Here is a 10,936-nt window from a genome sequence, read left to right as displayed (position 1 = left end):
TTATGTTCAAAAGCAATTAGACAGTGTGGGCGAGTCCATACATAGGAGCGGGTTTATCGAGGCGTCGAACCGCCGCGAAGAGGCCAGTTGCCACAGCACAAAATTGTGAATTTTCCGCCCGGCTGTTCAACCATTCGTTCTTTTTTTCGAACAGGCTATTGTCCAACACCCCAGCAGCCGCTTAGCATTCGTTTGAGATTTCAAACGCTCGATGCCCTGCCTTGGGCGCTTTTCAACAATCAACAATTCGGGAAGCCGACATGCAGCTCAAAGACGCTCAGTTGTTCCGCCAGCAAGCCTATATCAATGGTGAGTGGCTGGATGCGGACAACGGCCAGACCATCAAGGTGACCAACCCGGCCACCGGTGAAGTCATCGGTACCGTGCCGAAGATGGGCACCGCGGAAACCCGCCGCGCCATCGAAGCCGCCGACAAGGCCCTGCCGGCCTGGCGTGCCCTGACCGCCAAAGAGCGTTCGACCAAGCTGCGTCGCTGGTTCGAACTGATGATCGAGAACCAGGACGACCTGGCTCGCCTGATGACCACCGAGCAAGGCAAGCCACTGGCCGAAGCCAAGGGCGAAATCGCCTACGCTGCCTCGTTCATCGAGTGGTTCGCCGAAGAAGCCAAGCGCGTCTACGGTGACACCATCCCTGGCCACCAGCCAGACAAGCGCCTGATCGTCATCAAGCAGCCAATCGGCGTTACCGCGGCCATCACCCCGTGGAACTTCCCGGCCGCGATGATCACCCGTAAAGCCGGCCCGGCCCTGGCCGCTGGCTGCACCATGGTGCTCAAGCCTGCTTCGCAAACCCCATACTCCGCCCTGGCCCTGGTCGAGCTGGCCCACCGTGCCGGTATCCCGGCTGGCGTGCTGAGCGTGGTGACCGGCAGCGCTGGCGAAGTTGGCGGCGAACTGACCGGCAACTCCCTGGTACGCAAGCTGTCCTTCACCGGCTCGACCGAAATCGGCCGCCAGCTGATGGAAGAATGCGCCAAGGACATCAAGAAGGTTTCCCTGGAGCTGGGTGGCAACGCCCCGTTCATCGTGTTCGACGACGCCGACCTGGACAAGGCGGTCGAAGGCGCGATCATCTCCAAGTACCGTAACAACGGCCAGACCTGCGTCTGCGCCAACCGTATCTACGTGCAGGACGGCGTTTACGACGCGTTCGCCGAGAAGCTGGCTGCTGCAGTTGCCAAACTGAAGATCGGTAACGGCCTGGAAGACGGCACCACCACTGGCCCGCTGATCGACGGCAAGGCTGTCGCCAAGGTCCAGGAACACATTGAAGACGCCGTTTCCAAAGGCGCCAAAGTGCTGGCCGGTGGCAAGATCATCGAAGGCAACTTCTTCGAGCCGACCATCCTGGTCGACGTACCGAAGACTGCTGCCGTGGCCAAGGAAGAGACCTTCGGCCCACTGGCACCGCTGTTCCGCTTCAAAGACGAAGCCGAAGTCATCGCCATGTCCAACGACACCGAGTTCGGCCTGGCCTCGTACTTCTACGCCCGCGACATGAGCCGTGTGTTCCGTGTTGCCGAAGCCCTGGAATACGGCATGGTGGGTATCAACACCGGCCTGATCTCCAACGAAGTGGCGCCGTTCGGTGGCATCAAGGCCTCGGGCCTGGGCCGCGAAGGTTCCAAGTACGGTATCGAGGACTACCTCGAAATCAAATACCTGTGCATCAGCGTCTGATAGCCGGGTAAAGGCTTTACCTCTGCCAGCGGGGCGCGAGAGCGACGTCTCGCTGGCCTTTTTTACATTGCAGTACCTGGTGGCCAGGGCGTTTGCGGCAGTCGATCAACGAATACTGTTCGCGGGCACTCCCAGCCACCCCCGAATAAAAGCGCCATTACTGTCGGCGCAATGAGGGCATTATGAGCAAGACCAACGAATCCTTGATGCAACGTCGTGTAGCTGCCGTCCCACGTGGCGTTGGCCAGATCCACCCGATCTTCGTCGACACCGCGAAGAACTCGACCGTGATCGACGTTGAAGGCCGCGAACTGATCGACTTCGCCGGCGGCATCGCAGTACTGAACACCGGCCACCTGCACCCGAAAGTGGTTGCAGCTGTGCAAGAGCAGCTGACCAAGGTCAGCCACACCTGCTTCCAGGTGCTGGCCTACGAGCCTTACGTAGAGCTGTGCGAAAAGATCAACAAGCTGGTACCCGGCGACTTCGACAAGAAGACCCTGCTGGTCACCACCGGCTCCGAAGCCGTTGAGAACGCCGTCAAGATCGCCCGTGCCGCCACTGGCCGTGCTGGCGTGATCGCCTTCACCGGCGGCTACCACGGCCGCACCATGATGACCCTGGGCCTGACCGGTAAAGTCGTGCCGTACTCCGCTGGCATGGGCCTGATGCCAGGTGGTGTGTTCCGCGCTCTGTTCCCGAGCGAGCTGCACGGCGTGAGCGTTGACGATGCCATCGCTTCGGTCGAGCGCATCTTCAAGAACGACGCCGAGCCACGCGACATCGCCGCGATCATCCTCGAGCCCGTACAAGGCGAAGGCGGCTTCCTGCCAGCGCCGAAAGAGCTGATGAAGCGCCTGCGCGCCCTGTGCGACCAGCACGGCATCCTGCTGATCGCCGACGAAGTACAGACTGGCGCTGGCCGTACCGGCACCTTCTTCGCCATGGAACAGATGGGCGTTGCGCCTGACCTGACCACCTTCGCCAAATCCATCGCTGGCGGCTTCCCGCTGGCCGGTGTGTGCGGCAAGGCCGAGTACATGGACGCCATTGCTCCTGGCGGCCTGGGCGGCACCTACGCCGGCTCGCCGATCGCTTGCGCCGCGGCCCTGGCCGTGATCGAAGTGTTCGAAGAAGAAAAACTGCTGGACCGCAGCAAGGCTGTGGGTGAGCGCCTGACCACCGGCCTGCGCGAAATCCAGAAGAAGCACCCGATCATCGGCGACGTCCGTGGTCTGGGCTCGATGATTGCTGTCGAAGTCTTCGAGAAGGGCACTCACACCCCGAACGCTGCTGCTGTTGGCCAGGTTGTGGCCAAGGCGCGCGACAAGGGTCTGATCCTGCTGTCTTGCGGCACCTACGGCAACGTCCTGCGTATCCTGGTTCCGCTGACCGCCGAAGACGCGCTGCTGGACAAAGGCCTGGCCATCATCGAAGAGTGCTTTGCTGAACTCGCCTGATGTGACGCGCTTCTGAAAAAACCCGCCTCGGCGGGTTTTTTTTGTGCCCAGAAAAGCCATGGGGCGCTATGGTTGTTGGAGGATTTGCTCAGGAAGCTGCGACGGACTGTGTGTCAGGGATTTTCAGGAGTAGTTGGCGATGAACGCTGCAGACCCCACACCACCAAGCGTACTGATTGTCGAAGGCGACCCTTGGGTACGTGACATGCTCAGCGAAATGCTGCTCAGCGTGCGCTGTGATGCGCGGCTGCAGGTATGCGCCGACGGCTCGCAGGCGCTGAGTGCCTTGGCTGGCAAGCCCGACCTGATCATTGCTGCACGCGAGCTGGCCGGCATCGATGGCCTCGACTTGCTGCGCAAGGTACGCGCCAAAGGCTCGGGGTTGCCGTTCATCCTCATGAGCAACCGCAGCGACAGCGCCAGTGTGCGCGAGGCGCTGCCGTTGCACCCCACGGCCTACCTGAGCAAGCCACTGAACCTGGACAACCTGCGCAAGCGCCTGGAAGAGCTGCTGCTGGCGGTTGGCGAAGAAATCGCCTGCCCGGTGCCGGCCTTGCAGGCAGGTGCCAGCCTGCCGGCCTACCTTGAACAGCGCCGCGCGACCGCCGATGGCGGGCCGCTGCTGGCCGATGTGCAAGTGGCGATCAAGCGTGCGCTGAACCCTCAGGGCCTGAACCTCAAGGTGCTGGAAGAGGAAGTGCGTAAAGACCCGCAGGTGACTGCCGTGCTGATCGCTGCGGCCAACAGCGCGGCGCTGCACCGTGAAGCACCGGTGCAGACCTTGTTGCAGGCCTTGAACAAGCTTGGCAGTACGCAGAGCATGAACCTGATTCTGGGCATGACCCTGAAACGCAGCGCACGCTTGAGCGACCCGTTGCTGGCGGAGCATGCGGCCCGTTATTGGGACCTGTCACTGCACACTGCCGAATACGGCCGTACCCTGGCGCGTATGCTTGAGCTGGACGAGGGGCGTTGTTATTGCGCGGGGCTGCTGCATTGCCTGGGCGACCTGGCGGTACTGCGTTGCCTGCAGGAATGGCGCCTGGCCGGCGGTGAGCTGGACGAGGACAAGGTACAGCTTTCACTCAATGAATTCGGTGCGGCGTTCGGCTCGGCGCTGCGTACCCGCTGGCGCTTGCCGCTGGCCCTGCGCGAGCTGATTGCGGCGATCTACCAGCTTGGCGGCGGGGTGTATTCGCGGGAGATCCTGGCCATGAACCTGGCCGGGCAGTTGTCGCGGCTGCCGGCTGAGCAGGGGCTGGAGAAGGTGGCCGGTGGCAAGACTGCGCGGTTGCTGAAGATAGGGTTGCCGGAATTGAGCCGGTTGCGCAAGGTGGAGAACCCCGAAACCAAGCCGCCGCCAGCGGCTGAAGACCCAGTACAAGCCGACGAGGTTCCTTGAGCCTGGCGCAGACCCTGTAGGAGCGGCCTTGTGTCGCGATCGGGGTGCGAAGCGCCCCCTCAATGTGTGCTTCAAGCTGAAATCGCCGGGGCTGCTTTACAGCCCTATCGCGACACAAGGCCGCTCCTACAAGGGGCCGCGCAGGCTTCAGGGAGATCAACCGCGGACTATCTGGTTCTTGCCCTGCCGCTTGGCCTGATACATCGCCGCATCGGCGCGGGCATACAGGCTGTCCAACGTCACATCCTCATCATCCAGCCCAGTCAGCCCCTGGCTTACCGTCACCCCGTAAGTCTGCGCCCCATGGCTGAAGCTCAAACGCTGAATCTGCCGCTGCAGGCGCTCGGCAATCTGCTCGGCTACCTCGGCACTGCAACCCGGGAACACCGCCGCAAATTCCTCGCCACCAATACGCCCGAACAGGTCGCCACGGCGTAGCACGGCCTTGCCGCTGTCGGCGATCTGCTGCAACACCTGGTCGCCTTCCTGGTGGCCGTAGCTGTCGTTGATGCGCTTGAAATCGTCGATGTCCAGCAACAGGAAGGCCAGCGGGGTAGCGTCCTCGCGGGCGCTGTCGAAAGCCTGTTGGGCGCATTCGAAGAAATGCCGGCGGTTGCTGCTCTGGGTCAGCACGTCGGTGGTGGCCAGGCGTTGCAGTTCGCCTTCGAGTTGCTTCTTTTCGGTAATGTCTTCGGCGATGCCGACAATGATCACCCGGTTGCCGTCGCGATGCTGGTTGATGTAGCACTTGTCGCTCAGCCAGCGCAGCTGCCCTTCGGCATTGATAATGCGGTACTCGCGGTCTTCCACCGCGCCCTTGAGCAGCACCTGGGCCAGGCTGCGTTCGGCGAACTCCAGGTCGTCGGGGTAGATGCTGTCGCGCCATTCGTTGTAGTCGGCGAGCACCAGGCTGGCTGGGCGGCCGAAGATACGTTCGTAGGCGGGGCTTACGTACAGCACCTGACGGGTTTCCCAGTCGAAGGCCCAGAGCACCGCGTTGACGCTGTCGAGCAACGAGCTGAACAGCTGATCGCGTTCGCTCAGGCGGGCAACCTCGCCCTGGGCGTGCAGCAGCGCGAGCAAGGTCTGGGCAGCTTCGGGAGGAGGTGTACCGGGCAATGTCGTTGGAATGTTCTTGGCCATGTGCACGAAGCGGGTCTCGACGTGAAAGCGTGCGGCCAGCATCCAGCCCGCCACGCGGGCGATGTGCCAGATTTGAGTGGAAGCGTGGGGGTGAAGTTCCAAACGGCACGCCCCGTTGTGGGGCGTGCCGATCAACGGCGGTCAGGCGTTGGTGGGGCGCAGGGAGTAGGTCTTGAGCTGTGCCGCGAAGTCGCGCAGGGCGTGGATGCCGCTGGTTTCAGCCTCGTGTACCCAGTCCTTCATGGCGGCCAGCATGTCGTGGCCGTTGGCGCTGGTGCGCGCCCAGATTTGCTGCAGGGCCAGGCGTTTTTCGTAGATGGTCTTCAGCGCCTGGCTGTGCGCCAGCATCGATTCGATGCGCACATGGTGGCGGTCTTCCAGCAGGCTGGTTTCACGCGACAGCAGGCGTTTGGCGCGGCGGAAGTGGTGGCTTACCGAGGCATCGACCCGGGCCAGCTCCTGCTTCACCAGCGGGCCGATCACCAGCTTGCGGTACTGGGCCATGATCTGGAAGCGGTTGTTGAGGATGGCCATGGCGGTGTCCATGTCCAGGCTGCCTTTGCCTTCGACCCGGTGGGCAATGGGCGCCACGCGCTGCACCTTGGCCAGGCGCAGCAGGCAGAACAGGCGGATCCACGCCCAGCCCATGTCGAACTCCCAGCGCTTGACCGACAGCTTGGCCGAGTTGGGGTAGGTATGGTGGTTGTTGTGCAGCTCTTCGCCACCGATGACGATGCCCCACGGCACCAGGTTGGTGGCGGCATCACGGCATTCGAAATTGCGGTAGCCGAGCGCATGGCCCAGGCCGTTGACCACGCCGGCGGCCCAGAACGGGATCCACATCATCTGCACCGCCCAGATGGTGATGCCGATGGTGCCGAACAGCAGCAGGTCGATCACCGCCATCAACGCGATGCCGCCCAGTTTGTAACGGGAGTAGAGGTTGCGTTCGATCCAGTCATCCGGGCAGTTCTTGCCGTAGATACGCAGGGTTTCGGGGTTGCGTGCCTCTTCGCGATAAAGCTCGGCACCTTTGCGCAACACCGTGCTCAGGCCCTTGTGCACAGGGCTGTGCGGGTCGTCGGGGGTTTCGCACTTGGCGTGGTGCTTGCGGTGGACGGCGGTCCACTCACGGGTGTTCTGCGCCGTGGTCAGCCACAGCCAGAAACGGAAGAAATGCTTGAGCGCGCCGTTGAGCTCCAGGGCCCGGTGCGCGGAGTAGCGATGCAGGTAGACCGTGACGCCGACAATGGTCACATGGGTCATCAACAAAGTGATGCCGACCAGTTGCCAGGCCGACAAGTCGAGCAGGCCGTTGTACCACATAGGTGTAAATACCCTCGAAATGCGGGGGGAAGGGCCGATTATCCCTTGGTGGGGAAATAAAACCAGTCAACCGTTCAGATAGGCGGTCACGACATGTTTCAGCCTTTATAATGCCCCTTTCTTTTCAATGGGCTATCCCACCCGACATGTCTGTTTCCGTTCGCGACGCCTTGCGCCTTTCTGCGCTGTATGTGGTGCTCTCGATCCTCTGGCTGGCGCTGGCCGAGGTGATGCTGCACAGCATGACTGACGATCCTTTGGCACTGACCGTGGGGCGGCAGATCAACGTGGTGGTCTGGGTGCTGCTCAGTGCGTTGCTGATCTATGTGTCGCGGGTGCGCCTGTTGAACTTCATCGGCCATGGTGCCCGCATGCGTTGCGAAGACCGGGAGCGGTTGCGCATGGCCGCTGCGGTGTTCGACAGCACCCTTGAAGGCGTGCTGGTGACCGACCGCCAGGGCTTGATCGTGCACGTCAACCGCGCGTTCATGCGCATCACCGGCTACCAGCAGGACGAAGTCATCGGCCAGCGCCCGAACAAGTTCAAGTCGGGCCGCCATGGCGTGGCCTTCTACCAGCAGATATTCGCCACCCTGGCCGAGAAGGGCGAGTGGAGCGGCGAAATCTGGAACCGGCGCAAAAGTGGCGAAATCTACCCGCAGTGGCAGACCATTTGCGCCATTCGCGACGACCAGGGTGAGTTGAGCCACTATGTGGCGGTGTTCAGTGACATCAGTGCGATCAAGCATTCGGAGCAGGAACTGGCCTACCTGGCCCACCACGATCCGCTGACCGGCCTGCCCAACCGCCTGCTGTTCAACGACCGCGTCGAGCAGGCGCTGGCCGCCGCGCAGGCCAACAAACGCGGCTGCGCCTTGCTGCTGCTGGACCTGGACCATTTCCAGAGCATCAACGACGGCCTGGGCCACACCATCGGCGACCAGTTGCTGAAACTGGTGGGCGAGCGCCTGGGGGAAGTGCTGGGTAGCGGCGTGACCTTGGCCCGCCTGGGCGGTGACGAGTTCGGCGTGCTGGCCGAAAACTGCCAGCAGGTCGGACAGGCGGGCAAACTGGCGCAATGCATCATCGAGCGCATGCGCGAGCCGTTCCTGTTCGATGGCCACCGCCTGTTCATCAGCGTCAGTGCCGGCATCAGCCTGTTTCCCAGCGACGCTTTGAGTGCCGAGCAATTGCTGCGCAATGCCGACTCGGCCTTGTACAAAGCCAAGAGCAACGGGCGCGCGTGCTATGCGCTGTACACCGAAGAACTTACCGCCCACGCCCAGCACCGGGTCGAGACCGCCGGCGAACTGCGCCGTGCGCTTGAGCATGACGAACTGCGCGTGTTCTTTCAGCCGGTGCACGACCTGGCGACTGGCTGCAAGGTCGGCGTCGAGGCGTTGGTACGCTGGCAGCACCCGCAACGCGGCCTGGTGCCGCCGGGCGAGTTCATTCCGATTGCCGAGCGCACCGGGTTGATTGCCGAAATCGACGCCTGGGTGTTGCGCCAGGCCTGCCGGCAAATGGTGCAATGGCAGGCGCAAGGCCGGCAGCTGGCCTTTGTGGCGGTGAACATTTCCAGCCGCCTGTTTGGCCAGCACGAGCTGTACCGGCAAGTGGCCGAAGTGCTGCACGAGACCGGTCTGGCCCCCGCCTTGCTGGAGCTGGAAGTGACCGAAAGCGCTGTGATGGAAGACCCGGAGGTGGCCCTGGAGCAACTTCACCGCTTGCGTGAGCTTGGCGTGACCCTGGCCATCGATGATTTTGGCACCGGTTATTCTTCGCTGCTGCGGCTCAAGCGTTTGCCCGTACAGAAGCTGAAGATCGACCAGGGCTTCGTTGCCGGGTTGCCGCTGGATGAGGATGACATCGCGATCGTGCGGGTGATCATCGCCCTGGCCCGCAGCATGGGCATGCAGGTGCATGCCGAGGGTATCGAGCAACAAGAACAGGCCGGCTTTTTGCTGCAGGAGCGGTGTCAGCTGGGGCAGGGGTACTGGTTCGGGCGGCCGGTACCGGCTGGCGATCTTCGCTGGGATTGAGATTTTGGGGCCGCTTTGCGGCCCGATCGCGACGCAAGGCCGCTCCTACATGGGTGTGCGGTCGCCTGTAGGAGCGGCCTTGCGTCGCGATCGGGCTGCAAAGCAGCCCCCGGATCTAACGCTTGTTCAAACCCTTCGCCAATCGATCCCCACCCAGCTGGATCAGCGCCACCAGCGCCACCAGCATGGCAATCACGGTCAGCATGATCTGGCTGTCAAAGCGCTGGTAACCATACCGATAAGCAATGTCGCCCAACCCCCCAGCCCCGATCGCCCCAGCCATGGCCGACGAGTTAATCAAGGTGACCAGGGTAATGGTGAACCCCCCCACGATCCCGGGCAGCGCTTCAGGCAACAACACATGCCAGACAATGTGCCAGCGCCGGCAGCCCATGGCTTGCGCGGCCTCCACCAGGCCATGGTCGACTTCACGCAAACTGACTTCGGCAATGCGCGCAAAGAACGGCGTGGCGGCAATGGTCAACGGTACCACCGCAGCCCACACACCATAGGTGGTGCCCACCACCAGGCGGGTGAAGGGGATAAGCGCGACCATCAGGATCAGGAACGGGATCGAGCGGAACAGGTTGACGAAGGCGCCCAGCACCCGGTTCAGCAGCGGCGCTTCGAAGATCCCTCCCTTATCGCTGGTGACCAGCAGCACGGCCATCGGTACCCCCACCAGCAGGGCAATCAGCGACGATACGCCGACCATCAGCAGGGTATCGAGCAGGCCTTCCAGCAGGCGATCAAACCACATGGCCCAGTACCTCCACGTCCTCGGCCCAGCGGCGGGCACGTTCCAGCAGTTGATGGGTGTCGTGCGGCGCGTGCTGCACCGACAGGATCAGTTGCCCCAGCGCATGCTCGCCAATGGTTTCCACGCCGCCCTGCAACAGGCGTACGCGGCCGCCCAGGTCGCTGAACAGGGCCGACAGTTCCGGCTCGCCTAGCAAGGTCAGCTTCAGCACCACAGCACTGTCGCGGCTCACCGGGCTGGCCCGCAGGCTGGCTTGCAGCGTGGCTGGCAACTTGGCCTGCAGCGGCGCGAGCAAGGTGCGGGTGACCTCGTGGCGTGGTGAGCCAAATACCCGCCAGACCTCGCCCTGCTCGACCACTTCACCGCGTTCCAGCACCACTACCCGGTGGCAGATATCGCGGATAACCGCCATTTCGTGGGTGATCAGCACGATGGTCAGGCCCAGGCGCCGGTTGATGTCGCGCAGCAGTTCAAGGATGGACGCGGTGGTTTCCGGGTCCAGCGCCGAGGTGGCCTCGTCGCACAGCAGGATCTCGGGGTCATGCACCAGCGCCCGGGCAATGCCTACGCGCTGCTTCTGCCCGCCAGACAACTGCGCCGGGTAGACGTGGTGCTTTTCCTGCAGGCCGACCAGTTCCAGCAACTCACGCACCTTGCGCTGGCGCTCGGCCTTGGCCACGCCCGCTACTTTCAACGGCAGCTCGACGTTCTGCCACACGGTCTTGGCCGACATCAGGTTGAAGTGCTGGAAAATCATGCCGATGCGCCGACGCAGGGCCACCAACTGGTCCTCGTCGAACGGCGCGATGTCCACCTGGTCGATCAGCACCCGGCCCTGGCTGGGTTGTTCCAGGCGGTTGATGGTGCGCAGCAGTGACGACTTGCCGGCGCCGCTGCGGCCGATGATGCCGAAAATCTCGCCATGGCGGATGTTCAGGTCGATGCCGTGCAAAGCCGGTTGCGCCTGGCCCGGGTAGGTCTTGCCCAGGCCGATGAAGCGCACGTGGGCTTCATTGACCTCCGGGCGCAAGGCCTGCTCCCTGGCCGTTGGCGGCAGTGGTTGGGTGGTGGGCGCCCTGAGCGCGCGGGCCTGGCTCATG

Annotated in this window: 8 protein-coding genes; 4 read left to right on the top strand and 4 right to left on the bottom strand. The window is 63.0% G+C overall.

Annotated elements, in window-relative coordinates:
• The first annotated feature begins 260 nt into the window (after positions 1–260).
• From gabD to IAE39_RS14265, 3 genes are all read left to right on the top strand, one after another.
• Entirely contained in the window at positions 261–1,703 is a 1,443-nt protein-coding gene (gene gabD, locus IAE39_RS14275) for an NADP-dependent succinate-semialdehyde dehydrogenase (RefSeq protein WP_201203416.1), read from the top strand.
• Positions 1,704–1,885: 182 nt separating this feature from the next.
• The gene (gene gabT, locus IAE39_RS14270; protein ID WP_201203414.1) at positions 1,886–3,163 is read left to right on the top strand and encodes a 4-aminobutyrate--2-oxoglutarate transaminase; all 1,278 of its coding nucleotides are present in this window, start codon (positions 1,886–1,888) and stop codon (positions 3,161–3,163) included.
• Positions 3,164–3,302: 139 nt separating this feature from the next.
• Positions 3,303–4,565 (top strand): response regulator, encoded by a 1,263-nt coding sequence (locus IAE39_RS14265; RefSeq protein WP_201203412.1) that lies wholly within the window; start codon positions 3,303–3,305, stop codon positions 4,563–4,565.
• A gap of 156 nt (positions 4,566–4,721) precedes the next feature.
• Here IAE39_RS14265 and IAE39_RS14260 read toward each other — a convergent pair whose 3' ends face one another.
• A complete protein-coding gene (locus IAE39_RS14260; RefSeq protein ID WP_201203421.1) occupies positions 4,722–5,750 on the bottom strand; it encodes a GGDEF domain-containing protein in 1,029 nt (342 codons plus the stop codon).
• Positions 5,751–5,849: 99 nt separating this feature from the next.
• Positions 5,850–7,034, bottom strand: a complete 1,185-nt coding sequence (gene desA / locus IAE39_RS14255) for a delta-9 fatty acid desaturase DesA (protein ID WP_201203410.1) — start codon at positions 7,032–7,034, stop codon at positions 5,850–5,852.
• A 146-nt stretch (positions 7,035–7,180) separates the two neighbouring features.
• On the opposite strand from desA, the gene dibA reads away from it, so the two are divergent.
• Entirely contained in the window at positions 7,181–9,076 is a 1,896-nt protein-coding gene (gene dibA, locus IAE39_RS14250) for a phosphodiesterase DibA (protein ID WP_201203408.1), read from the top strand.
• Positions 9,077–9,191: 115 nt separating this feature from the next.
• Here dibA and IAE39_RS14245 read toward each other — a convergent pair whose 3' ends face one another.
• Together IAE39_RS14245 and IAE39_RS14240 are read right to left on the bottom strand one after the other, a co-directional pair.
• Positions 9,192–9,836, bottom strand: a complete 645-nt coding sequence (locus IAE39_RS14245) for a methionine ABC transporter permease (protein ID WP_008096606.1) — start codon at positions 9,834–9,836, stop codon at positions 9,192–9,194.
• Positions 9,826–10,935, bottom strand: a complete 1,110-nt coding sequence (locus IAE39_RS14240) for a methionine ABC transporter ATP-binding protein (RefSeq protein ID WP_201203406.1) — start codon at positions 10,933–10,935, stop codon at positions 9,826–9,828. The genes IAE39_RS14245 and IAE39_RS14240 overlap by 11 nt, the downstream gene beginning before the upstream one ends.
• Position 10,936: the final 1 nt, after the last annotated feature.

It is taken from the genome of Pseudomonas sp. S37, from assembly GCF_016658545.1.
Taxonomy (GTDB): Bacteria; Pseudomonadota; Gammaproteobacteria; order Pseudomonadales; family Pseudomonadaceae; genus Aquipseudomonas.
The sequence above is the reverse complement of the archived record's forward strand: the minus strand, read 5'-3'. Positions and strand labels throughout refer to the sequence as shown.

Bases quoted from the DNA above. Each gene is read 5' to 3' on its own strand.
- gabT (WP_201203414.1), top strand. From the start codon at position 1,886: ATGAGCAAGACCAACGAATCCTTGATGCAACGTCGTGTAGCTGCCGTC.
- IAE39_RS14240 (WP_201203406.1), bottom strand. From the start codon at position 10,935: ATGAGCCAGGCCCGCGCGCTCAGGGCGCCCACCACCCAACCACTGCCG.
- IAE39_RS14245 (WP_008096606.1), bottom strand. From the start codon at position 9,836: ATGTGGTTTGATCGCCTGCTGGAAGGCCTGCTCGATACCCTGCTGATG.
- dibA (WP_201203408.1), top strand. From the start codon at position 7,181: ATGTCTGTTTCCGTTCGCGACGCCTTGCGCCTTTCTGCGCTGTATGTG.
- desA (WP_201203410.1), bottom strand. From the start codon at position 7,034: ATGTGGTACAACGGCCTGCTCGACTTGTCGGCCTGGCAACTGGTCGGC.
- IAE39_RS14260 (WP_201203421.1), bottom strand. From the start codon at position 5,750: ATGCTGGCCGCACGCTTTCACGTCGAGACCCGCTTCGTGCACATGGCC.
- gabD (WP_201203416.1), top strand. From the start codon at position 261: ATGCAGCTCAAAGACGCTCAGTTGTTCCGCCAGCAAGCCTATATCAAT.
- IAE39_RS14265 (WP_201203412.1), top strand. From the start codon at position 3,303: ATGAACGCTGCAGACCCCACACCACCAAGCGTACTGATTGTCGAAGGC.